At 57.1% G+C, this 22,781-nt stretch carries 19 protein-coding genes and 6 pseudogenes; 14 read left to right on the top strand and 11 right to left on the bottom strand.

Features of this window, described 5'->3' with window-relative positions; translation table 11 throughout:
- Positions 1–254 precede the first annotated feature (254 nt).
- Genes ccoP through ccoN form a run of 4 tightly spaced genes read right to left on the bottom strand, consistent with a single transcriptional unit; the run spans position 255 to position 3,634 of the window.
- Positions 255–1,118 (bottom strand): cytochrome-c oxidase, cbb3-type subunit III, encoded by an 864-nt coding sequence (gene ccoP, locus BSG20_RS30640; RefSeq protein WP_072381444.1) that lies wholly within the window; start codon positions 1,116–1,118, stop codon positions 255–257.
- Between the two features lies 1 nt (position 1,119).
- Positions 1,120–1,272: a CcoQ/FixQ family Cbb3-type cytochrome c oxidase assembly chaperone gene (locus BSG20_RS30635; protein WP_072381446.1), complete on the bottom strand. Its 153-nt coding sequence runs from the start codon at positions 1,270–1,272 to the stop codon at positions 1,120–1,122.
- Between the two features lie 10 nt (positions 1,273–1,282).
- The gene (gene ccoO / locus BSG20_RS30630; protein WP_072381448.1) at positions 1,283–2,014 is read right to left on the bottom strand and encodes a cytochrome-c oxidase, cbb3-type subunit II; all 732 of its coding nucleotides are present in this window, start codon (positions 2,012–2,014) and stop codon (positions 1,283–1,285) included.
- Positions 2,015–2,023: 9 nt separating this feature from the next.
- Positions 2,024–3,634, bottom strand: coding sequence for a cytochrome-c oxidase, cbb3-type subunit I (ccoN, locus tag BSG20_RS30625; protein WP_072381477.1), 1,611 nt, complete (start codon positions 3,632–3,634; stop codon positions 2,024–2,026).
- Positions 3,635–3,912: 278 nt separating this feature from the next.
- On the opposite strand from ccoN, the gene BSG20_RS30620 reads away from it, so the two are divergent.
- From BSG20_RS30620 to BSG20_RS37920, 5 genes are all read left to right on the top strand, one after another.
- Positions 3,913–4,644 (top strand): Crp/Fnr family transcriptional regulator, encoded by a 732-nt coding sequence (locus BSG20_RS30620; protein ID WP_072381450.1) that lies wholly within the window; start codon positions 3,913–3,915, stop codon positions 4,642–4,644.
- A gap of 28 nt (positions 4,645–4,672) precedes the next feature.
- Positions 4,673–6,598 (top strand): hybrid sensor histidine kinase/response regulator, encoded by a 1,926-nt coding sequence (locus tag BSG20_RS30615; protein WP_072381452.1) that lies wholly within the window; start codon positions 4,673–4,675, stop codon positions 6,596–6,598.
- A 274-nt stretch (positions 6,599–6,872) separates the two neighbouring features.
- A complete protein-coding gene (locus BSG20_RS30610; protein ID WP_072381454.1) occupies positions 6,873–7,319 on the top strand; it encodes a pseudoazurin in 447 nt (148 codons plus the stop codon).
- An 82-nt stretch (positions 7,320–7,401) separates the two neighbouring features.
- The gene (hemN, locus tag BSG20_RS30605) at positions 7,402–8,754 is read left to right on the top strand and encodes an oxygen-independent coproporphyrinogen III oxidase (protein ID WP_072381479.1); all 1,353 of its coding nucleotides are present in this window, start codon (positions 7,402–7,404) and stop codon (positions 8,752–8,754) included.
- A 707-nt stretch (positions 8,755–9,461) separates the two neighbouring features.
- Complete coding sequence (locus tag BSG20_RS37920) at positions 9,462–9,752, top strand: hypothetical protein (protein WP_420884138.1); 291 nt, start codon at positions 9,462–9,464, stop codon at positions 9,750–9,752.
- Here the strand turns inward: BSG20_RS37920 and BSG20_RS39015 are convergent.
- The 6 genes and pseudogenes from BSG20_RS39015 to BSG20_RS38500 form a co-directional block, all read right to left on the bottom strand.
- Positions 9,724–9,938 (bottom strand): annotated as a pseudogene (locus BSG20_RS39015) (heavy-metal-associated domain-containing protein); the annotation flags it as partial. The gene BSG20_RS37920 and the pseudogene BSG20_RS39015 overlap by 29 nt on opposite strands.
- Before the next feature lie 122 nt (positions 9,939–10,060).
- Positions 10,061–10,750 carry a universal stress protein gene (locus BSG20_RS30590; protein ID WP_244541478.1) on the bottom strand — a complete coding sequence of 230 codons (690 nt, stop codon included), beginning with the start codon at positions 10,748–10,750 and terminating at the stop codon, positions 10,061–10,063.
- A 311-nt stretch (positions 10,751–11,061) separates the two neighbouring features.
- The gene (locus tag BSG20_RS30585) at positions 11,062–13,236 is read right to left on the bottom strand and encodes a S46 family peptidase (RefSeq protein ID WP_093041599.1); all 2,175 of its coding nucleotides are present in this window, start codon (positions 13,234–13,236) and stop codon (positions 11,062–11,064) included.
- 513 nt (positions 13,237–13,749) lie between these two features.
- A complete protein-coding gene (locus BSG20_RS30575; RefSeq protein WP_072381466.1) occupies positions 13,750–13,944 on the bottom strand; it encodes a hypothetical protein in 195 nt (64 codons plus the stop codon).
- Positions 13,945–14,965: 1,021 nt separating this feature from the next.
- Positions 14,966–15,361, bottom strand: a complete 396-nt coding sequence (locus BSG20_RS38505) for an ROK family protein (protein ID WP_280142222.1) — start codon at positions 15,359–15,361, stop codon at positions 14,966–14,968.
- Positions 15,328–15,579, bottom strand: a complete 252-nt coding sequence (locus tag BSG20_RS38500; RefSeq protein ID WP_280142223.1) for an ROK family protein — start codon at positions 15,577–15,579, stop codon at positions 15,328–15,330. The genes BSG20_RS38505 and BSG20_RS38500 overlap by 34 nt, the downstream gene beginning before the upstream one ends.
- A gap of 756 nt (positions 15,580–16,335) precedes the next feature.
- Here BSG20_RS38500 and BSG20_RS30565 point away from each other — a divergent pair.
- From BSG20_RS30565 to BSG20_RS30545, 6 genes and pseudogenes are all read left to right on the top strand, one after another.
- Positions 16,336–16,842: pseudogene (locus tag BSG20_RS30565) on the top strand (DegT/DnrJ/EryC1/StrS family aminotransferase); the annotation flags it as partial.
- 368 nt (positions 16,843–17,210) lie between these two features.
- Positions 17,211–17,881, top strand: a pseudogene (locus BSG20_RS30560) (HAD family hydrolase).
- Between the two features lie 201 nt (positions 17,882–18,082).
- Positions 18,083–18,511, top strand: a pseudogene (locus BSG20_RS30555) (tyrosine-type recombinase/integrase); the annotation flags it as partial.
- Between the two features lie 135 nt (positions 18,512–18,646).
- Positions 18,647–18,745: pseudogene (locus BSG20_RS38705) on the top strand (hypothetical protein); the annotation flags it as partial.
- A gap of 263 nt (positions 18,746–19,008) precedes the next feature.
- Positions 19,009–19,179 carry a hypothetical protein gene (locus tag BSG20_RS36780; protein WP_167371635.1) on the top strand — a complete coding sequence of 57 codons (171 nt, stop codon included), beginning with the start codon at positions 19,009–19,011 and terminating at the stop codon, positions 19,177–19,179.
- 279 nt (positions 19,180–19,458) lie between these two features.
- Complete coding sequence (locus BSG20_RS30545) at positions 19,459–20,169, top strand: GntR family transcriptional regulator (RefSeq protein ID WP_072381468.1); 711 nt, start codon at positions 19,459–19,461, stop codon at positions 20,167–20,169.
- A gap of 298 nt (positions 20,170–20,467) precedes the next feature.
- On the opposite strand, the gene BSG20_RS30540 is transcribed toward BSG20_RS30545, so the two are convergent.
- Positions 20,468–20,764: a DUF982 domain-containing protein gene (locus tag BSG20_RS30540; RefSeq protein WP_072381470.1), complete on the bottom strand. Its 297-nt coding sequence runs from the start codon at positions 20,762–20,764 to the stop codon at positions 20,468–20,470.
- Positions 20,765–21,055: 291 nt separating this feature from the next.
- On the opposite strand from BSG20_RS30540, the gene BSG20_RS30535 reads away from it, so the two are divergent.
- From BSG20_RS30535 to BSG20_RS30525, 3 genes and pseudogenes are all read left to right on the top strand, one after another.
- Complete coding sequence (locus tag BSG20_RS30535; protein ID WP_083540034.1) at positions 21,056–21,913, top strand: isocitrate lyase/phosphoenolpyruvate mutase family protein; 858 nt, start codon at positions 21,056–21,058, stop codon at positions 21,911–21,913.
- 239 nt (positions 21,914–22,152) lie between these two features.
- Positions 22,153–22,521, top strand: a complete 369-nt coding sequence (locus tag BSG20_RS30530) for an amino acid kinase family protein (protein ID WP_093041596.1) — start codon at positions 22,153–22,155, stop codon at positions 22,519–22,521.
- Positions 22,518–22,781, top strand: a pseudogene (locus BSG20_RS30525) (IS6 family transposase); the annotation flags it as partial. The gene BSG20_RS30530 and the pseudogene BSG20_RS30525, both read left to right, overlap by 4 nt.

Here is a 22,781-nt window from a genome sequence, read left to right as displayed (position 1 = left end):
CGAAGGCGTGGCCAGAAGAAAACTGCAGGGAGAGCCTAGCAGCGGATGTCCGCTTATTAGCGGCTGGTGGTCGAATGATCCTTGAGGCAGGTCAAACTAATCATCGCCTGACCGAGCTTCTCCGAATCTTCCTATTCTTCTTCTGCCGTGACAGGCATCTTGGCCCGCACGGAAACGCGCGTGTGGACGACCGAGCGCGGCGTTCCGTAGAGCGACATCAGCGGATTGGTATCGCGTGTGGACATGGTGATCTCCTATTTTCCGCCGCCGAGCGAATGCACGAAGACGGTCAGTTCCTTTACGGTCGTCTCGCCAAAGCGGGCGGACCAGGCGGGCATCATGCCATGTTTTGGCATGCTGATCTGGCGGACGACCGCCTCTTCGCCCTCCCCCTTGAGCCAGATGGCATCGGCCAGATTGGGCGCCCCCATGTCGATATTACCCTTGCCGTCTTCCCCGTGACAGGCCGCGCAATTGTCGAGAAAAATCTGCTTGCCGGCGATCGCCATCTCCATATCGGACGGCGATTTTGTCAGGCTCCAGACATAGGCTGCGACATTGCGGGTTTGCATAGCGTCGAGGACATCAGCAAACGCCGGCATCTCGGACACAAGGGTGTCGCTGTCACCGTCGAAACGGACGCCATGGGCGATGGTCTTTTGGATTGATTCAAGATCGCCACCCCACAGCCAGTCGTCGTCGTTCAGGTTCGGGAACCCCGGACCGCCGGCTGCACCACTGCCGTGGCAGGGTGCGCAATTGACCTTGAACGCGGAGGCTCCACCGGAGATGGCAAATTGCCGCAGATTGGCATCCGCGTCGATTTCACCGACCGTCTTTGCGGCGATCTGGTCAAGATAGGTGGTCTGGGCCGACTTTGCCCTCTCGACCTCCTGCGTAAGATCGGCGCGGCTCGAAAAGCCGAGCAGTCCAACGGTAGCCTTGGTCAGAAGCGGAATGGAAGGATAAGCGATGGCATATCCCACCGCCCACAGAATCGTTGCATAGAACGTCCAGACCCACCACCGCGGCATGGGATTGTTCAGCTCGCGGATACCGTCCCATTCATGGCCGGTGGTTTCGACGCCACTGAGTTCGTCAACATGTTTGTCCGACATATCAGTCATCCTTCAAAGGTATGCTTGCGGCGTCATTGGCGCTTTCCCTGCTGCCCGGACGGAGCGTGAAAAAGACAACGCCGATGAAGAACAGCGTCATGGCAAGGAGGCCCCAACTATCCCCGAAGTGGCGCATTGCTGTGTAGGTTTCCATGGGGCGTTCCTCAGCGATATCCGGTTGCGTCGTCATAGGTCGAATAGTCGACCAAGGTGCCGAGCATCTGCAGGTAGGCCACCAAAGCGTCCATCTCCGACAGCTTCGAAGGATCGCCGTCGAAGTCGCCCGTCTTGGCCTTCGGATAGCGTTCGAGCAGTGCCGTGGTGTCGGCGTTCGAATCCGCCTGCATTTTCATATCCGCCTCGGCATTAGAGATCATGTCCGGCGTGTAAGGCACACCGACAAGCCCATTTGCCTTGAGATCCATGCCGACATCCCTGACTGTGACCTCGTTGGTCTTGAGAAAGGCGTAGCTCGGCATGATCGATTCCGGCACGACCGCGCGCGGATCGGCGAGGTGCTGGACCTGCCATTCGTTCGAGTAGCGCCCACCGACACGCGCAAGATCCGGTCCGGTGCGCTTCGAACCCCATTGGAAGGGATGGTCGTACATGGATTCGGCTGCGAGCGAATAATGTCCGTAGCGCTCGACTTCGTCGCGGAATGGCCGGATCATCTGGCTGTGGCAGACATAGCAGCCCTCACGCACGTAGATGTTGCGGCCGGCCAGTTCCAGTGGTGTATAGGGACGCATCCCCTCCACCTTTTCGATCGTGTTCTGAAGGTAGAACAGCGGTGCGATTTCGACAATGCCGCCAATGCTGACAACCAAAAGCGATCCCACCAGCAGAAGCGTCGCGTTCTTTTCTACGATCTGATGTTTCTCAAGCATCGACATGGTCGTTCCTCATTCGGCAGGCTGGGAAACGCGAGCACCTGGCGTGAGAGCCTCGTTGCGTTGGTGACCACGGATGGTCATGTAGACGTTGAAGGCCATGATCAGACTGCCCGCGAGGTAGAGAGTTCCGCCTACGGCCCGCAGCAGGTAGTATGGGAACATTGCAGCGACGGTTTCGGCGAAGGAATAGACGAGGAACCCCTGGCTATTGTATTCGCGCCACATAAGGCCCTGCTGGATGCCGGCAACCCAAAGTACGGCGGCGTAAATGACGATGCCAAGTGTCGCAAGCCAGAAGTGCCAGTTGACCATGCGAAGGCTATAAAGGCGCTCCCTCCCCCACAGTTTTGGTGTCAGGTAGTATATGGCGCCGAAGGTGATCATTCCGACCCAGCCGAGGGCGCCCGAGTGGACGTGACCGATCGTCCATTCCGTATAGTGGCTGAGAGAGTTGATCGCCTTGACCGACATCATGGGACCTTCAAAGGTCGACATCCCATAAAAGGCGATTGCCATGATCATCATGCGGATGATCGGGTCTGTCCGGATCTTGTCCCAGGCCCCCGAGAGCGTCATCAGGCCGTTGATCATACCGCCCCACGAGGGCATCCAGAGCATGACGGAAAACACCATGCCGAGCGTCTGCGCCCAATCCGGCAGCGCGGTGTAGTGCAGGTGATGCGGACCGGCCCAGATATACATGAAGATCAGGGCCCAGAAGTGGATGACCGACAGGCGGTAGGAATAGACCGGCCGGTTCGCCTGCTTCGGCACGAAGTAATACATCATGCCCAGGAAGCCGGCGGTCAGGAAGAAGCCGACCGCATTGTGGCCATACCACCACTGGGTCAGAGCATCCTGAACGCCGGAGAACGCTGAATAGCTCTTCGGGCCGAGCAAGGAAGCCGGCACGGATAGGTTGTTGACGACATGCAGCATCGCAACCGTGACGATGAAGCCCAGGTAGAACCAGTTCGCGACATAGATGTGCGGTTCCTTGCGCTTCAAAACCGTTCCGAGGAATGCAAGAAGATAGGCCACCCAGACGATCGTCAGCCAGATGTCGACATACCATTCAGGCTCCGCGTATTCTCGCCCCTCGGTAATGCCCAAGAGATAGCCGGTTGCGGCCATGACGATGAAGAGCTGGTAGCCCCAGAATACGAACCAGCCGAGGCTGCCCCCGAAAAGGCGAGCCCGACAGGTCCTCTGGACGACATAGAAGGAAGTGGCAATCAGCGCATTGCCACCGAAAGCGAAAATAACAGCGGATGTGTGGACCGGCCGCAAACGCCCAAAGTTGAAATATGGAGCGATGTTCAGATCGGGATAGGCGAGCTGAAGCGCGACGACGACCCCGACTAGAAAGCCGACCACGCCCCAAAATACGGTGGCGATGACACCGTATCGAACAACATCGTCGAAATACTCGGACGAATCGGGCTTGGGTCGCTGGCCCGCCAGTGAGACGCGGCGCAGAAGCACGAGCGTGCTCCCCATCAGCACGAAGAACAGCACCCACATATGCGCTGCAAAAAGGTGGTCGTGCGCAAAAGCGGCGCCGAGCAGCGCGAAGAACGCGCAAACGGCGATAACCACGGTTTCCGTCGTATAGTTCATGTCGATGTCCCCAAGCACAGATGATCACGCAGACGCGCAACCTTCGTTCCGATCTTGTCCAGGGAGAGCTGACACGAGCGCCGGGTCTGATCCTTGATCTATGTCAACGACCCCAGTGTTCGGCGCAGGTGTAGGCTGGATTAAACTTCAACGTCCGAAGTAAACCGGCGCGCTGTTACAGACTGTTACACTTTCGCACCGATACGCACGCTGCGAGCATTGCCGTGTAACGCGAACCGTTTTTGTTGCCCTCATCTAACGGGACAGAGGGTTTAAAAATGTTGACGCAAAAAAATATTGCTTTCGAAGTCATTCAGGGTTCGGTGAACGACAATTCGAGACATCTGTCTCTGAAATCACTTTTTCATTCCATTCCGCAGGAAGTGCTCCAGACCGGCAAGGCTCTGTTCTGGGAAGGCGACGCTGCCAACCACCTTTTTGAACTCGTCGACGGTGTTATGCGCCTCTACCGCATCATCGGTGACGGCCGGCGCGTCATCACGGCCTTTCTGTATCCGGGCGACCTCGTCGGCACGTCGCTCCAGGAGCGCTACCTCTACACCGCCGAAGCCGTCACTGATTGCACGATCCGCCGCATCGCGCGGAAGAATTTCCATGATGAAGTCTCCCGCTCTGCCTGTCTGCGTCCTGATTTCATATCGCTTCTGTGCCAGGAAATGGCTGCTGCTCACGATCAGATGGTGCTGCTGTCCAAGAAGAATGCAGAGGAGCGATTGTGCAGCTTCCTGCTCCAGCTTATCTCCCGGGAAATGACGAACGCGGCAGGCGACCTCGTCACGCTGCCGATGAACAGGCTCGATATCGCTGACTACCTTGGCCTTACCATTGAGACGGTGTCGCGTACCATCAGCAAGCTCGCCGGTCGGAACGTTCTCACCCCGATTGGGCGCCACGACATGAAGATCTTGAGCCTGAAGCGTCTCATTCAATTGTCCGGCAATGGGGATGATTTCTCTTTGGAAAATTGCCATAGCAGCAGTATTCACTAACGGGCTTGGGACAATCGAGTTGAACACTATGTCGCATCGCTTCATTTCGCCGCGCACAGCATCAAAGCAAGTACTCGAGGCCATCGTCCGCATCATGGGCGGCGCCAACAATATTATCGTGCACGGCTTTAACGGCATCATCATCCAATGGTCGGCCGGCTGCGAAAACATGTACGGCTGGATGTGTGACGAGGCTGTCGGCAAAGTCGTTGACGACCTTCTTTCGACACAGTTTCCTGAACCGATCGAAGAGATTCACCGCCAGCTGCGTGAGAATAACTCGTGGCAGGGCGAAATCATCCATCGCCACAAGGACGGCTATGATGTGTACGTGACGTCGCGCTGCATGGTGGTGAAACCTTCCGACGGCGAAGCGGTCATCATCCAGACCGACAATGATATCAGCGATCTGAAGCGGGCCGAAAGCGAGGTCAACGCGCGAGAGGCCCACCTGCGGTCCATTCTCGCGACTGTTCCTGAAGCCATGATCGTGATCGATGAGCGCGGACTCGTCACGTCGTTCAGCACCGCTGCAGAAAAGCTGTTCGGCATTCAAGCGGACGATATCTGCGACCGGAATATCAGCAATTTGATGCCGAACCCCGATCGTGACGCGCATGATGATTATATCGCGCGTTATATTAGGACGGGCGAGCGCCGCATTATTGGCTATGGCCGCGTGGTGACCGGTCAACGGGCTGACGGCTCGAAATTCCCGATGGAGCTACATATCGGTGAGACGACGGCAAACGGCGAGCGGATATTTACCGGCTTCGTCCGCGATCTGACCGGCCGGTACAAGATCGAAGAAGACCTGCGGCAGGCGCAAAAAATGGAAGCCGTCGGACAGCTGACGGGTGGCATTGCCCACGACTTCAACAATCTTCTGACGGTGATCAGCGGCAACCTCGAAATGATCGAGGCGAAGCTCGCGGAGGGGCCGCTCAGCCCGCTTCTGCGAGAGGTGCAGGAGGCGGCCGGCGACGGCGCGAAGCTGACAGAGCAACTTTTGGCATTCGGGCGCCGCCAGCCCCTCAATCCGACGCTTGCGGATCTCGTGCAGCTGGTGTCGAGCTTCACCGATCTGTTGCGGCGGACGCTCGGCGAAAATATCGACCTGAAGACAGTCATCGTCGGCTCGAACCACAACGTGCTGGTCGACAGTCCCCAGCTGCAGAACGCCCTTTTGAACATCGCGCTGAATGCCCGCGACGCAATGCCACGCGGCGGCAGCCTGACAACGGAGATTAAGCGCGTCTATCTCGATGCAGACTACGCAAAGATGTATCCGCAAGTACGCACTGGAAACTTCGTTCTCATTTCTGTCACCGATACAGGGGTCGGCATGTCGGACGAAGTCAAGGAACACGCCTTCGAACCGTTCTTCACCACCAAAGACGTCGGTTCCGGTACAGGCCTCGGCCTTAGCATGGTCTACGGGTTCGTGAAGCAGTCAGGCGGTCATCTGCAGCTCTATAGCGAGGTCGGACGCGGCACGACGATCCGCATCTATCTTCCCTGGGTACAGGCAGCTGCGACCAAAGCAGACATAGCCGACACCAGATCCGATTCGCGCGATGTGCTGCCAGGCGGCACTGAGACGGTGCTGGTGGTCGAGGACGATGCGCGGGTGCGCCGTGTTGCGGTCGCGCGCCTGTCATCCATGGGCTACAAGGTCATCGAGGCGAGCAACGCTCAGGCGGCCTTGGAGGTTTTGGCCGAAGATCAAACGATTGCGCTGCTGTTCACGGATATTGTCATGCCCGGCGGCATGACCGGCCACGAGCTTGCCAAGGAGGCGCGCATTGTACGCTCCGACCTGAAGATCCTCTTTACGTCGGGTTATGCTGAACCAGGTCTCGGCGGACGCGAATTTGCGACGCCAGGCAGCTGGCTGCGCAAGCCCTATACCGCAAAGGACCTCGCCGTGCGGGTTCGCGAGCTGCTGGACTGATCATCCTGGATTGGAAGTGCGGCTGACAGATAAGTGCGGCGCGCCGGTGTGCGGCATGGGCCGTCAGCGCTTAATGGCCGCAAAAGCGGCGCCGGAGGAACGGCTCTGCCTTCAAGAGTTTCTTCAAGCTTCATTCCGCCTAGCGTTCATCCGGCATCGACAATCACAGGCATTGATGGCCCGCTATTTGATCAACGTCAAAGAAGCACCCCATCAACACGCGTATCACAGCAGCCGATGGCCAATTCGGCCATCGTTAACTAGGAGATATGAAATGCGTTCGATTATTCCGGGTCTTTTTGCCGCGACGGCCGTGCTTGCTGCTACCACCATGCCGTTGATGGCAGCCGACCACCTCGTGCAGATGCTCAACAAGGGCGCCACCGGCGCCATGGTGTTTGAGCCGAGCTTCACCAAGATCGTCCCTGGCGACACCATCACCTTCGTCCCGACCGACAAGTCTCACAATGTCGAGTCCGTCAAGGGTCTGATCCCAGAGAGCGCAGCTGCATTCAAGTCGAAGCCAAGCGAGCAGGTTCAGATCAAGTTCGATGCGCCCGGCGCCTATGTAATCAAGTGCACACCGCACTTCGCCATTGGAATGGTCGCGCTGGTCCAGGTCGGCGATGCGCCGGCAAATCTTGAGGCCATCAGGACCGCGAACCTTCCAAACATAGCCCGCAAGCGCCTTGATGCGGACATCGCCAAGATCACCCAATAATCCAATGCCTGCAGCGGGGCTGCAGATGGCCTAGCGGCAGGTGGGTTTCCAGCGGCAATCTCACCCAAGGAGAATAATTGTGCTGAAAACAACCCTCGTCGAGAAGTATGGCGAGACGCGGTTGCCACGCTATACGAGCTATCCGACCGCGCCTGCCTTTTCGTCAGCTATCGGCGCGGGTACCCACGGGGGGTGGCTGGCAGAGCTCGACAGTTGCGACCCGGTCTCGCTCTATCTTCATATCCCTTTTTGCCGGTCGATGTGCTGGTATTGCGGGTGTCACACTACAATCACTAAGCAGGATGGGCCGATCCTTGATTACCTGGATGCCCTCCATCAGGAGATCGACCTGGTCGCGTCCAAACTGAAGCAACCGCTGTCCGTGCAAAATGTGCACTTCGGCGGCGGCACGCCGACGATTATGCGACCGGATGAGTTCGTGGATTTGATGAAGCATCTGAGGAACGCCTTCGGATTGAGGTCGGGGGCGGAAATCGCCGTAGAGATCGATCCGCGTACACTCGCCAGCAAGATGGTCGGCGCGCTCGCTGAGGGCGGCGTCTGTCGTGCAAGCCTTGGGGTCCAGAGTTTCGATCCCGTCGTCCAGGCGGTCATCAACCGCAGCCAGACTTTCGAGCAGACGGAGGCCGCCGTGCAGCAATTGCGACAGGCGGGTATCGGCAGCATCAACTTCGACCTGATCTATGGCCTGCCACATCAGACGGCCGCATCTTGTATCGATACCGTGCAGACGGCGGTCCGGTTGCGCCCCGATCGCTTTGCGGTCTTCGGCTATGCGCACATCCCGGCCTTCAAGAAGCACCAGCGCCTTATCGATGAGGCGACCTTGCCGAATGCAGAAGAGCGCAACGCTCAGGCCGAAGCGACCGCAGAAGCGCTGGTCGAGGCCGGCTACGTGCGGGTCGGCCTTGATCACTTCGCCCTGCCGGGAGATGAACTTTCGTTGGCCAGTGCGCGCGGGGATTTGAGGCGGAACTTTCAAGGCTACACGACGGATACGTGCGAGACTCTGATTGGGCTCGGGGCATCCGCGATCGGTAAGCTCCCGGCGGGTTATGTCCAAAATGAAGTCGCCCCCGGAGCCTACGCGCAACGGATTACGTCCGGCAGCCTGGCGACCGTGAAGGGATACCATTTGACTGGGCAGGATCGGTTCCGGGCGGCAATCATCGAGCGGCTGATGTGTGATTTCGCCGTCGACCTCAATCGGCTTGGAGCATCTTTTGGCTATGAAGCCGAGCTGATTCTCAATGGCAACGACCGGCTGCGTGCGCTCGAAAGCGATGGCGTCGTAACAATCCGCGGCGGGCTTATCACCGTGCGCAAGGATCTCAGGTTCATGATCAGGGCGGTGGCGACAGCCTTTGACGCCTATATCGGCGCATCCGCCCGTACCCATAGCAAAGCAGCTTGAAGGGGTGGAGAGACCCGAAGCGCCCCAGCCGGTCGGGTCTCTCCTTCGGGGCGCTGTTACCAGTGCGGGCAGTCGATAGGATCAGGCCGCTTCGACCAGGCGCGCGCTCCGCCATTTCCGTCATTGTAATCGATGCGTCCGAAGGGACAAGTCCGAGCCAGCCCATAAGATGCTTTGGCGTTCAAAAACCGCCTAGACCTCCGACCGGTCACCAATGCGCATTGCCTTGCCTGAACTGCTCGCTAAAATCGGTGTGTTGCCTCAGCTAATTTGCTCCCGAAGAAACGACCTCAGGAGCTGTGATGAGAAAAGGTAAGCATACCGACACGAGCGGGATTGGTGACGGCGATCAGTGGACGCTACGTTTTAGGCGCTCGATAAAGCCGGGTGGCGCCATCGATGCGTAGATTGTTGTTCATGCCAGCCCATCACCGGCGGATCGAACCGATGCCGGCCTTCTGGTCCTGCTGGCTCTTCCTCCGGCGCTGCTTTGCGCAGGATCGCCCACGTAGCCTCGCGTGCGATAGCTGCGCGGCCCTGTGCGTCGATCTTGTTCGCCCATCGTTGATGCGGGACTTCTAAGCTGATCGTCAAGTCCGCAGGGATGACACACGCCAACCCCACGAGGTCGATCTCACCCATCCCAGGAAACAATCGCTCGCTCCGGGGATACGAATCAGTTCCGCAGAAGAGTGATCGAAAGGCACATGCCCGTCGCAGAACTTAGCGTAGTTGATGAGGTAAGGCGACGCATTCTGTCTGCAATTGCGGCCTGCGGCTATCACGCGCATCTGTTCACGGCTGACTTGAGCGACGATGATCGTGTTCGAAATCAACTTCTGCTCACAGTCGGCGTCTCGATCTGGTCCGGGGCGGAGGCTGCAACGCGCGACATGTTTCATTGGATATCGGCAATGATCGCGGCGCCCACGCTGATCTATGCCGGACGTTTCTTCTCCGCATGGACGTTGCCGTCAGGTTCACCCGTGCGCTCTTGACATATGGCAACTTTGTCAGCGCCTTTTCGATCGTCGATATGCAGGCACCGCAGTGGATGCCTGGAACGCTGAAATCCGATTGCCTGAGACCGGCGCCCAGAGGCTGGCTGGCAAGCAGCGCCTCCTCGGCGCTGAGGTTCTGCTCAGTGACAGCACGCCTTCGGCATCCATCGTGCAGCATGTCATGGACGACCCCCGCGATATTGATCCTGAGGGCCTCGTGCATCACGGTCGTGCCCTCGTGCACGAGCATAAGTGATCAATGAGAGCAGAGATTCGAACAGCATCGGCGCAACTTCAGCAGCAAGTTATCGAGCCAAAAACATCGGTATTATTGGCAGCTTCTCAGGTATCCATCCCGTGGCGCCGCCAAAGATCCGCTGACGCAGTGCGCGGTGGCCGTAAGCACCCATGACGAGCATGTCGGCTGATACGTCCAGTGCGTGCTGCGCGAGCACCGTGGTCACCGCTGCGCCGACGCTCGGCACGCAATCGACCACCCCCCGAACACCGTGCCGAGCGAGGTAGTCAGCGAGGTCGACGGCCGGCTCGCGGTTTCCGTTGTAGGATGCCCGGCAATCGGACAGCATGATACGAACATCCTTCGATCGGGACAGAAGACCCAGCGCCTCTCGAACCGCGCGGGACGACTCGACGCGCCGATCCCATCCGACCAGCACGCGCCGGGGCGATAGAGTTGCCTTGGTACCCTTCGGCACAACAAGCAGCGGCTTTCCCGATTCGCCCAGACTACCATCGATAACTGACAGCGCGAGATCAGGGGCGCCAAGAATTAGGGGTCCGATTATTGTTAAATCCGAGTAGAGCGCCCGCTGTCGCACGACGGCACCGACGTTGCCCTGGTCGCCATAATAGAAGTCGACCTCACAGCTAAGGCGCATGGTTCCCAGCAGTGTTTCAATTTCGCCAACCCGCCTTTCCAGCCTGACCATGTCCGTCGTCAGTCCATCGATTTCGCGGCACCGTCTGTCCAACATTCGTAGTTCGGATGCACGCCCTTCATGCCACGGACCGGATACTGCGCCAATGCCAGGAGTGATCGGCATCGGCGGACGGGTAGCAAGCCCAATGATGAGGACGGAAAGATGCGCTCCGATCTCGGCACACAAGGTGGCTGCTGTTTTGACGTCTTGATCGGCTTGGTCAGCTCTCATCACACTGAGGACGCTTTTAAAGGCCATGTAACTATCTCTTTCTGTGTAGTGTCGCGCGCCTGTAAGCGCGTTCGAAGGCGCAAGACTTGTCACGTCAAGCACAGTGGTAGGAAAAGGTAGGGCTGACGTACTGATCATTTACCAACGTTCCTATCCGCACCGGAGCGCGACGCCGGCCGCACTCCCATCTCCTTGAGCAACCGGCCTGCGTCATCGATCTTGTCCATGGTCCAGAGCATGAAGCGACTATCGACATGAATGCTGCGGGTGCGGTCCGCGATAGGGGCCGCCCAATCCGAGATAACGCCCTCCAGGACACCGTCGAAGGCGAGACCCACGAACTCGCCGCGCCCGTTCAGTGTCGCCGAACCGCTATTGCCGTTTGTTATGTCGACCGTGGATATGAAGTCGACTGGCAGCGTGCCCAGCGCCGGCGCGACATAGGGGCCATAATCCTTGGCCCGGATCGCGGCAATGGCGGCAACCGGCGCATCAAATTCGCCCTTGCCAGTGTGTTTAGCAAGAAGCCCCCCGGCCGTCGTGAAAGGCGTCCAGCTCTGCCCGTCGCGCGTTTGCCCCGCCACCTTGCCCCAGGTGAGGCGAAGTGACCCATTCGCGTCGGGGTACATCGGCCGACCGATCGCCTGCCGATAGGCTAGCAAGCCCCGCATATAAGTCGCGCGCGCCGCCTGCGTGCGGCCGACGCGGTCCTTCGCCGCGCGCTCCGCAGCTATGTCGCCCGGATAGAGCGCGACCGCCAGCCTGATGAAAGGATCGTCCGACGCCTCGAAGGCAGTAGCCGGCTTGTCGAGCCAGCCGAGCCGCGTGGCCGTGTCGTCGAGTTTGGTATCTCCATAAAGTCGATCAAGGCCGATTTGCTCCAGAGCGGTCTCGAACGCAGTATCGCGGTCCTTTGCGTCCAGCCGGCGATATTCCTCGAGCGCCGCCTCGAACAGCTTACGATCGACATCGGACAGATATCGGCGTTCGAGCTGCTTCAGTCGATCGGCGATTGCATTGCGGTCACGATCCTGAAAGCCGCGTTCGCGATCGTCATCGGGCTTCTCATGCTCCTTCGCCCAGCGATAGAGAGTGCGCGTGGATGAGAGCATCTGCGCGCGGTCCAGCAGCCCCTGCCGCAGCCCTTCGAGCGACACCTGGCTGTTCTCGGCCACCATGGCGTCCAGCTCGCGGATTGCTGCGCCATAGCGCGCTTGACGCGCGGGATCGTCAGCGACCCAGTCGCGATAAGCTTTCTCCTCGGTCGCCTTGCGAGCATTGAGCCCAATCGCATCGACGCCGGCGAGATCGCCCGCCAGCTTCTTCTCATAGTTCTCGACCCCTTGCAGTAGCGGAGCGTAGCCGATTTGCGCGTCGCGATTGCCAGCGGTGGCCTGGGTGATCTGGGAGGCATAATTCGAAAGCAACCGCTGCTGCAGCGGCTCGTAATGCGCGAAGTTGAATTCCATTTCGCCGGCGGTGAGGAACCGGTAGGTCGCGCCAGGAAAGCCGGCAACCATTACGAAATCGCCTTCTTGCACGCCTTCACTGGCTATGCGCAGCCAACTCTTCGGCCGGTAAGGCACATTGTCACGCGCATAGGGCCGGGAGGAACCATCAGGAGCGACATAGGCGCGATAAAAGCCGAAGTCGCCTGTGTGGCGCGGCCACATCCAATTGTCCGTTTCGCCGCCGAAGTTACCGATGCCGAGCGCGGGCGCATAGACGAGGCGCACGTCCTCAATTTCGAGCTTCTGCTCGAGATAGTAGGAGGCGCCGCCATAATAGAACCCTACGCCGCAACGGCGATTGGGCTGTTCTTCACACGCGGCGATCAGCGCCTTGCGGTTCGCTTCGAGCCGCTCATAGCGGGCAAAGCCGTTCAGCTTGTCCGAGACGCCCTTGAGCATGTCAGCGGTCACATCCCGCATATCCTCGATCACATAGATGCGGCTGCCGGGCGCCGCAGGCAATTCTTCACCTAGGCTCTTCGCCAGAAACCCGTTGGTGAGATAGTCCTGGCTCTCCGTGCTGTTGTACTGGATGGATCCCAGCACGCAGTGATGGTTGGTCGCGACCAGCCCTTGCGGACTGACGAAGGAGGCGGAGCATCCCCCCAGTGATACGATCGCGCTGAGCGGGTAAGCGTCCAGACGGCTCAGCTGTGCGGGATCGATCTGAAGCCCATCCGCGCGCATGGCCGCGCCCAGTTCTGCGGTCTGGCCCGGCATCCACATACCTTCGTTCGCCGACGCAGCGGCGGCCGTCGAGAGCAACGCGGCGGCACTTGCTTGGGCCAAATATTTCATACTCGAGTTCATGCTGCACTAACTCCTAACCTTTTGCGCGACTGGATCGATGACCATCGGGATGACCCTACCGCCCCTAGTATCGGTTCGTACCGCGACGTTTGCGGATCATCCGTCGCAACAATCGTGCCAAAGAGAAAAACTCTTTCAATACAATATGGTGAGCCGCCCGCTCCTAGGTCCGGTCTTCGACATTTTGTTGAGGACCCGACACACTGTCGTCCTTGCGACACTGCAGTGGCCCGTCCCTACCTCATGCTGCCGGCCCGCATCGCGCCCTCACTGTCGAATGTCTTTATGGTTGTTAAGCTTTCCGTCCCGCTTTCCCGTCCGAACTGCAGGTCCAGCAGCGCCCGCTCGCGCGGGCCGCCCGCCTTTGCGGCGGCTTGAATGACCGTGCACGGGGCGGCGGATGGTGGAGAGATAGTCGGTTGCTTTACTGCACCTGGGCTATCTCGATACGACTGGGTGTCGGCTCTGATTGCGCGCGAACTTTCCGAAAAACGCATCGGACTATTTTTCCGTTTTCACCCAGACGAGCGTCTCGCCCGTCGCCCGGTTGTCCCAGAGATAGTATGGTGCGAAGCGCGCCTTGGCAGGTCGGCGTTCTGCCGGCTCCTTGCGGTAAAGCACCTTACCCCAGTTCGCCGTGTCTTCGCGCTCGACCGGGAGATCGATAGGGACCGCGTCGTTCAGTTCGTTGACCACGGTCGTCTCCGCCTCCGAAAGCTAGCGGGGATAACGTCGCGTTCAGATCCTTATATTCCGTCGCGATATCCGCCATACGGGAATTTGGACCGACGCTTGAATCCGCCTTCTCGCGGTGGAACCTATCTGCCAGAACTTCAGGCAGACCCAGGTGCAGGCTTCGCAGCCGATGCGGCGGCCGAATAAGAAATTCGCAGTGGCAGGTCACAGCGACCGTAATCACTCTAGCTCACATAGAGTCCTCGCCATTGGAGACGTCAAAATTTCACCTGCGTCGTCGATGCGTCACAGGTGCATGACCTCACCCGCAACAGGTGTTCCACCCGCACCCGCAACAGGTGTTCACCCGCGCCGCAGCCCAGGCAAGGAATGCATCGATGGCGGTCAGATCTCCGCGTCCATCTGGAGCCCTCGCGGGTCGAGAAAGCACCTCTTCGTGACTTCCCCAATGCAGGCAGCTAGTTTTTTTCTGAGAGCGTCCATTTTGGCAAAAACTTCGCACGACTCGGCGACGGGCGGATAGCCGCGGCAATCGCCGCAATCCTGCTGGTTCGGTGCCTGCGCGCGACGCCATCGGCCACCGGCTCGGTAACAATGTTGTTTCTAAGACCTAAGCTAACGCTCTGGGCGCCCAGCAGTAATGAGAGATCGATAACTCGCAGGGGTGCAAACCGATCCCCTTCTCGGGCCTGATTCCGAACTGGAAGCTCTTGTTTGGCTCAATCGAGGAGCAGCCTATCCTCTGCTGGCCCTTGGCTCGGCTTTTCTGATGCGATCATCATGCATGGCAAAATTTGATCTCCTAAGGCACGGGTGACTGGCTCGGCGGGCAACGAAATTTTTACTTCAATGTCCAACCATCGCGGAAGCGGGAGTGAGGTGACCCTTCATAACGCCTCTGATTCAACTTCCATAGTCTCGCAGTTGGTTGTTTGACAAATTGAGAAGAAGAGCATCGCCATTCAGAGTCCACAAATCGCGTCCCGATTTCATTGCGGCCGCATCAATGACCATTCGTCGCTCAGATGACAAAATTGAGTAATTCAGAAAGAAAGAGACAGGCGGCGCCGCGCAGAACTGCCATGTCTTCGCTATCGCCAAAAGCGAGAGCAATCTCCTCACCCGGGCGATGGAACACCAATTCTCGAAAGCTCCCTTCAATGAGATTGAGCATCGTCTTTCCTCCGAGCACGATATCCCCATGAAGAACAATGCAATCGTGCGCGATCAATTGCTGAAGATTCGCCAATCCAACCGAAATGTTGAATGCATACTGTTGAAGTAGTTCCTTTGCGCCCTTGACGCCGTCACCGGCCAAAGTCACCAAACGGCCAGCATTCAACATGTGAGGTTTCGGCACACCCCTGGCTTTTGCCTCATCCCTTAACACCTCAAGCTGGCGATTGTTTCCCAACATCCGCGTCGGCCGCATTGGCACACATGGCCATTGAGTTGTACGGTCGTATGACCGATTTCGCCTGCTCCCGCAGATCCTCGATAAAGATGTCCATTAAGGTATAGTGCGCCACCCAAAGCCTCACCGATGTAGACCGCCGCGAATTTCCTCCGGCCACGTCCTTGCCCAAACCAACGATCGCCAACGAGGAAAGCTCTGGTATCCTGATCGACACACACATGTACCCCAAATCTTTTCGACAACTCTGGTCCCACCGGAAATCCATCAAGATATGGGGCGAGACTGACATTCACCAATCGAACCGGTCTCCGTATTGATCATTCCTGCAACCGCAACACCGATGCCTAAAATCGGCAAGTTAGCAGATGCGATGGTCTCTTCCACACAGGTGCTGACAATCCGAAATGCGTCGGAGGCGTCTGCTAGCTCTGTGGGGAAATCGGTGGCACGCTGTGCATAGATCTCGCCATCTAGAGAGACGAAGCACGTACGTACGCGATTGTGCATCAGGAGAACTGCGCATATAGGCCTTGCTTTCTTTGAGAACCCACAACCTGGTAGCCGGTTTGCCGCCAGCCTCATTAGGAGGCACCTCCTCTCCTTCCGCGAGGATCCCCTGATTGATTAAGGGCTGCACAATTCCGCCGATAGTAGCTCGATTTACACCGGTGAATCGTGCCAGATCCGCTCTGCTAGACGCCCCCATATCGTACAAGGCCTGGAGCAGCCGGCCCCGATTTGCAGGCCCTAAGGTCCCGGTTGAAATCAGCTTCTGGGCCGGCATACGCTTGGCGCCGTCAATCTTACAACAATCGTTAGAAGTGTCCGAACTTTCTCCAATACGTTGATTTTCCAGTCTTTTTATCATAGAATCCATCGCATCAATCCACTTACGGCGAAATTCGGTTGTTCGCTCTGTCTATTGACTAGCTGGGGCCAACCCGTGGCTCGCAGCGCCGGGAGAGCCCGAATATTACAGACCTAACGTATTCTCCTCATCAATCGCGAAGCTGCGAGTCGAAAGGCTGGACACGCAACTCCAAATCCGAAGAGACAATGGAAGATTTTTGTGGGAGATGATCCGGGAGCTTGCAGGTATACTTCCGCTATTCAATCCGTCCGACGGTAATCAATCAATGCTCAACTTTCCCCTACGAATCGAACCTGAAGCACTCGGCTTCGGGCCAGGCCCGGCTGCAAGGGACTTTGTGGTGAAATCGCTGCAGGCCGAAGGCGTTCCCATCTGGGTGTGGCTTACGAAGCCCGTCTTCGAATATCTCCCAGGTATTCGCGACGATTGGAGGGCCGCCGATTTTCCAAACACGGCGAAACTCTTGGATACGATGTTTTATGTCTCCGAGATTGCGCCGCCCAATAATATTGAAGTGATGAAGCTTTACGCAGAGGCGTTTCACAAGGTTTGGGAGGCTCTTTACAAGCTGGGCCCGAAGATAGCCGGTTCCATCGAACGCACGGGGTGAGAAAGCCAAGATCCTGGTTAGCCCGTGCATCTCGCCCCACATTTTGATGCCCGCATGGTGCGAGGAAGAGTACCTATTGCGAGAGCCAACGAGCGTCAAATCGTTGATCCCGAAAGCGCCCGGAGTACTGACGTCAGCCAACCTGTAGCCAGCGTGATAATCCGCGGTGCGCAAGCTCGAAGTTGGGATCAGCGACCTTCATGTCGTTCCGTCTGGCGGCGGCAAACAACCTTGCTTAAAGTTTATCACATATGGAAAAAGCCCACTGACATTCTTCCGTTCGATGCGCAGAATCTTCCGTCGATTTGCAATCTGTTGAACTTTGTAACCCACCGTACATGAGCGGTTACTGAACAAGGATTATCCACCTGGCCCTTTCGACAAACGCGGAGCTTCTCATTTTCGACTGCGATGGGGTTTTAGTCGACAGCGAGATTATTGCGACCGACGTCCATATCGACGCGTTGGCGAAACGCGGATATCTCATATCCGCTGATGCTTATAATAGTCGCTTATAGGCATGACTGATCGGCAAAGTTACTCCATCATAGAAGCTGAGGCTGGCTTCCGTCTGCCGAAGGACCATCATGAATATGTGACGGCGGAGATCACCCAGCGATGTAGGGACAATCTCAAAGCGGTCGCGGGCGTTCATCAAGCTTTGGAAGCGATTAGCTTGGCGAAGTGCGTAGCATCGAGCAGCGATGTTGAAAAGTTGCGTGTGACACTTAAGATCACCAGCCTATACGATTATTTTGCGCCCCATGTCTTCAGCGCCTCGCAAGTTGCGCGTGGCAAGCCAGCCCCGGATCTTTTCTTATTTGCAGCGGAGAAAATGAATACGCCAGCTGACCGTTGCGTCGTCATTGAAGATAGCGTTGTTGGAATTCAGGCAGCGGTGGCGGCCGGGATGATGGTAATTGGCTTCATTGGGGGCTCTCATTGTCCTCCCTGCCATGCGGAAAAATTGATGGAAGCAGGTGCTATAAGGATATTCAGCCATATGACAGCGTTGCCAAGGGTCTTGGGAGGTTTGTAGTCCAGCGGATTGAACGAAGCCGCTTGCGCGGCATTTGGAGCGCGGGATTTGCATGATGCGCTTCTGATTTGAAGGATTGGGCTGTTTTAGCCCAACCTTTGAACAGGAGATGACGATGACAGAGATAAGAGCCCGCTCCGCCGACGCATGATCGATGACATGACGATCCGCAATCTTTCGCCAGCGACGCAACGATCGTAATTGCATGCGGTGACGAAGTTCTCGCGCTATTTCGGGCGATCGCCAGACCGTCTTGGACTGGAAGACATGCGCGCGTTTCAGGTGCATCTAATCTCATCGGGCCTATCATGGCCGCCCTTGAACCAGACAGTTTGTGCCCTGCGGTTCTTCTTTGGCGTCACGCTTGGTCATGCCGAGATACCGGAGCGCATTGCCTATGCCCGGACACCGGCCAAGCTGCCGACGATCCTCAACGGCGACGAGATCGTGCGGTTTCTGGAAGCGGTTCCAAGCCTGAGGACCCGCACCGCACTGACGACAGCTTATGCGGCGGGGCTGCGCGCCTCGGAAGCTGTCCATCTCAAGGTCCGCAACATTGATGGCGAACGTGGCATCATCCGCGTCGAGCATGGCAAGGGCGGAAAGGATCGCAACGTCATGCTGTCAGCGCACAGCGCCCGGACCTCACAGAACCCTCCAGATTCGCTGTCGAAAATTGTTCATCCAGGAAGCCGACCTCTTGAATCGCTCGGAGCGTGCGTCCAACTAGATCCGCCGGGCTGAGGCCGAACACCGATTACGCAAATGGGTCGCTTGCACCTGAGGTCGTGTCGCGCCTTACGGCCATTCACGAGGCCCTCACGCCCGCCGCCCTGGGCGGTCACGGATGCCCCCGAAGTCTACATCAAGGCTCAGCTCCGCAGCATTGTTGGCATTCGCATGCGGATCGTTTCGCTGCAGGGGAAGCGGAAGATGAGCCAAAATCGGCCCGAGTCTGATCGAAACGGGGTAAAGCAGGGGCTCGGCGACAGCCGCAGCCATACCGACCAGATCGTTTCGGACATGATCTCGATCTGAGGTGAGCAACTGGGTTTGAGTCGAAGTCTGGAAGTTAGCAATAGGCGTTGAGCCACCTGCGATCGACGAACGGAACAAGGAAATCGCGCGTGGACTTAGCGGCGATGAGCATTCATGTCAGCGCAGGCGCTGAGAAAGCGGAGGTTTTCAAGACGGAATCAATCCCTTCTATCAATCTTATCATCGATCTCTACAATGCTGACTTTGCAGCAACTGATCTTGGCGACGAGGTCCGCAGCGGTGGCGATCACAACCACTGAGCTCCTCAGTTCCTGCTGCTCAATCATCGAGAGGCTGATACGCCGGAGCTGAAGCCAGCCGTATGGGGGCAAGGCGCCATGCGAAGGAGGTGTTGCGCGATCTTGCGGATGAGGCGATAAGGCTAAGACGGTGGAGTTTGAGGATCTGCCTCAGTTAATTATTCGTCACGACGTTAGCACCTTTCAGCCAAAGCAGAGCTTTTCGTGATGGCGAAAACTTTCGAAACCTCCGGCGTCTTGACAGGCTTTCAGCGATTTCAATAGAGGAGACGATGAAAAATGTGGCTCTGTGAAAAAGCGCCTCAGTGCCGTGGAATCAGCAAATCAGCCAGTGAATCGATGCCCGCCAAGGCTGATACTGCCTACGATGCTGTTCTTCAATTGCTTTACAGCTACTCACTTGTGCCGGGACAGCATCTCAGCGACCAAGAGCTTGCCTGCAAACTCAACATTGGCCGGACCCCGGTACGCGAAGCGCTTATCCGGCTCGCAGCCGAAGGGAAAATCCTATCCGCTCCCCAAAGGGGTTACTTCACGCGGCCTCTGGTCGAGGCCGCTTTGTTTGACTCTTATGCCGTGGCGCGCGAAATTCTGGCATTAGCACTAACATGTAGACGACCACAATGTTCGTTCACTGGCAACTCTTGTGATGACTTATCTCTCGACGAACTCGCAATCCGTGCGGAAATGATCTTTACCATTATCGCCGAGGGATCTTCAAATTGCGAGATTTGCAAGATCATCGCGAAGTTCACCTTTTGCTCTCACCCTATCCGGATGAAAATAATCGCGTCAGAACTCCACACGGGTTTCCGAGAGAGCCTATCAAGGCTAACGAACGCGATGACTCAATTTGGTAAGGCAGCTCCTCTAGTTGAATCCGCACTCATGAACCACCTCGATGTAGAGCAGCGAGCGATCGCGGGCGTAGTGCAAGAGGTCAAACAAAGGACGGCTCATAGAATTTCCTCGCGCAGCGGAACCTTTTGAGCATCTGTCTCGACTTTCGTTCCCATGCAGGGCTTAGGTATAACCGCCCGTGAAATCTTTTGTGCATTTATAAAAGCCTCGCAAGGACACGATCGCTCACCATGTCGAGACACGGAGGTGGTTAAATCCTTATTGCTCCGCGGCCTTAATCGAAGATGGCTCTTTCTCGAGGGTGACCTGCGGCGGGATTGTCATACGGCTGCGATTTTCGGCGAAACGCGAAGCCGGCTCCTGCGTCGGGCGACTGGATCCAACATGGCAATTGTGTGGTTCGGCGCCGGCTTGCCATTCCCTTTGATTAGACGTTCCCGATATTCCGATCGACCACCACTTGATCTGCATTCGGCACATCGTCGAACTCCGACAACATGCCTGCCTTCTTCAGAAAACGCCGTAGATTCTCGCGCGCGGCAGCAATCGGAAATCGACCGGTGGCCGCTTCTCTGCACGCCTTCAACAGCGTGTCGTATGGGAGGTCTCTCTTTGCCTCTGGCCAAGCTTCGAGAAAATCAAAGGCCTCGTCGAGGCTGGTAATCTCGTCGATAAAATACTTGCGCTGAACGTAGACTGCGCGCTCAAACAAGATACGGGCCATCTCCACCTCCTTATCACAGACTATTTGGCCAACTTAGCGCGCGAGTTTGACGCGCCTAAGATGGTAAATTGACTGACCTCCCCAAAAGGCCGCGTTTCTGTGGGCAACTGGAAGCGAAACAGCGAGTCTCGATTGACGACTCAGAGCGTGACGCACCCACGCCTGGACAGTATCACTTGCCAAGTGAGCTTTGGGATATATTCTGGGATATATTTATGTTATATTTCAGTATGTTAGTTGACTTCCTTTGGACGGAGGCCCATTCTTAGTTCAAAAGAAGGAGGCATGACGATGAATCAGCCGTCTACATCTGCCGCGAACGCCGAATTGTTGTCGGCAAACAGCGCATCGATGATCTTTCGCAACCTCATTCTTTCAAGCGGCCTCACATTTTTGACGGAAGCCCATGACTGCCTTTCGGCGGTTATCGCCGAAAGCGCCGAGTTCAAGGGCCTCTGGGCGCCAGCGCTTTCGATCTATTCAGCTCTCGGCTATCGGACTACCAGTGACGTGCACTGGACACAGGTCGTCAACATGGTCGATCGCATGCTCGACGGAATCAAAATACCGGTCCTAGTTGATTGCGACAGTGGCCTCAGCAAACGAGAAGACGTCTGTTTTGTGGCACGCAAGCTTGAGGAATGCGGTGCCGCCGGAATCTGCCTTGAGGGCAACGGCTTTCCCAAGATGAACTCCTTTGAAGGCGATAGATATTCCTTGGCCGCGATCGAGAATTTTTGCGGTGATCTGAAGGCTGTTAAGGATGCGACCGGACCTGACTTCGCCCTCGTCGCCCGGGTCGAAACCCAAATCGGTCGTCATGGATCGGACGCAACGATGGCTTGCGCCGCCGCCTGTGCGGGGGCCGGCGCTGACGCCATTCTAATCCATTCCCGCAAAGTTGTTGTCGATGATATTCTGTGCTTTGCCAGACGTTGGGACAACAGATTGCCCGTCATCATTGTCCCCACGCGATATTTCAGGACACCCGTTTCAGTTTACCTCGACGCCGGTATATCGACAGTGATTTGGCCTGATCACTCCATGCGGGCGATGGCTGGCGGGATGCGCGAGACCGCCGTTCAATGGGAAGGAAAGGGGCAAGGATTGGCGAAAGAGCGCTACCTGCGACCGCTTCTGGCATCGTAAGAATCGTTCGATTGGGATTTGGAGGTCGAACAGGCTTGCGCAATAAAAAAGGCTCATCTGGTTCTACGTATTTGCCGGACGTCCACGCAAGTCGTCAGAATGGTGATTTCCAAACGTTATGAGAATCGAAGGTGACTTACTGTGTGCCGCAGATCGCCCAAAAACCGGGCTGTGGCTTTCAGCCAAAGTTCGAGAGATCCCAGGTCGTGCTTATTGCCTCGGATAGGGAGGGCTAACAAATGGACGGCGCAATTACTGGGTTTCCTCCATACGGCTTTTCGGCTGTTGTAAAGTTCGGCGGGAGCATTATGCGCGATCTTGCAGTATGCAAGCACGCGGTAGCCGAACTTGAGCGTCTTGCCGATCATGGTCATAGAATTCTGGTTGTTCCCGGCGGCGGCATTCCGGACAAAGCAATAGAGGCGGTCGATGTGGCAGCTTCATTGACTCCCTCAACCGCGCACCATGCGTGCGCTCTGGCGCAGGACCAAACCGGATATATGCTTGCTGACCCGGCCTTCTCTTCCAAGCTAGTCCCGTCGGCGAGCCTCGGCGGGCATCGTCAACTTAACGGAATGTGGAATTCGATGTGCGATGAAGGTTCATGACAGACCGTGATCCACTCTATCGTCGACATCGCTTTCGCGCTGAAGTTATTGCCCACGCCGTGTGGCTCTATTTCCGTTTCCCTCTGAGCCTGCGAATGGTCGAGGACTTGCTGGCTGCCCGTGGGATCATTGTCTCGCACCAGACCGTCCGGCTGTGGGCGGAGAAATTCGGCCGCACCTTTGCCAACGAGATCCGTCGTCGATCATCCGGTCGGCTTGGGGACAAGTGGCATCTCGATGAAGCCGTTGTTTCAATCCGC

The sequence above is a fragment of the Rhizobium tibeticum genome (assembly GCF_900110205.1).
GTDB lineage: Bacteria > Pseudomonadota > Alphaproteobacteria > Rhizobiales > Rhizobiaceae > Rhizobium > Rhizobium tibeticum.
This window is presented reverse-complemented; position numbering and strand designations above follow the sequence as displayed.

Bases quoted from the DNA above. Each gene is read 5' to 3' on its own strand.
- BSG20_RS30530 (WP_093041596.1), top strand. From the start codon at position 22,153: ATGGACGGCGCAATTACTGGGTTTCCTCCATACGGCTTTTCGGCTGTT.
- ccoO (WP_072381448.1), bottom strand. From the start codon at position 2,014: ATGTCGATGCTTGAGAAACATCAGATCGTAGAAAAGAACGCGACGCTT.
- BSG20_RS30615 (WP_072381452.1), top strand. From the start codon at position 4,673: ATGTCGCATCGCTTCATTTCGCCGCGCACAGCATCAAAGCAAGTACTC.
- ccoN (WP_072381477.1), bottom strand. From the start codon at position 3,634: ATGAACTATACGACGGAAACCGTGGTTATCGCCGTTTGCGCGTTCTTC.
- BSG20_RS30610 (WP_072381454.1), top strand. From the start codon at position 6,873: ATGCGTTCGATTATTCCGGGTCTTTTTGCCGCGACGGCCGTGCTTGCT.
- BSG20_RS30635 (WP_072381446.1), bottom strand. From the start codon at position 1,272: ATGGAAACCTACACAGCAATGCGCCACTTCGGGGATAGTTGGGGCCTC.
- ccoP (WP_072381444.1), bottom strand. From the start codon at position 1,118: ATGTCGGACAAACATGTTGACGAACTCAGTGGCGTCGAAACCACCGGC.
- BSG20_RS30540 (WP_072381470.1), bottom strand. From the start codon at position 20,764: ATGGCCCGTATCTTGTTTGAGCGCGCAGTCTACGTTCAGCGCAAGTAT.
- BSG20_RS30590 (WP_244541478.1), bottom strand. From the start codon at position 10,750: ATGTTGGACAGACGGTGCCGCGAAATCGATGGACTGACGACGGACATG.
- BSG20_RS30620 (WP_072381450.1), top strand. From the start codon at position 3,913: ATGTTGACGCAAAAAAATATTGCTTTCGAAGTCATTCAGGGTTCGGTG.
- BSG20_RS30535 (WP_083540034.1), top strand. From the start codon at position 21,056: ATGAATCAGCCGTCTACATCTGCCGCGAACGCCGAATTGTTGTCGGCA.
- BSG20_RS30585 (WP_093041599.1), bottom strand. From the start codon at position 13,236: ATGAAATATTTGGCCCAAGCAAGTGCCGCCGCGTTGCTCTCGACGGCC.
- BSG20_RS38505 (WP_280142222.1), bottom strand. From the start codon at position 15,361: ATGTTGGGAAACAATCGCCAGCTTGAGGTGTTAAGGGATGAGGCAAAA.
- BSG20_RS30545 (WP_072381468.1), top strand. From the start codon at position 19,459: ATGTGGCTCTGTGAAAAAGCGCCTCAGTGCCGTGGAATCAGCAAATCA.
- BSG20_RS37920 (WP_420884138.1), top strand. From the start codon at position 9,462: ATGCCCGTCGCAGAACTTAGCGTAGTTGATGAGGTAAGGCGACGCATT.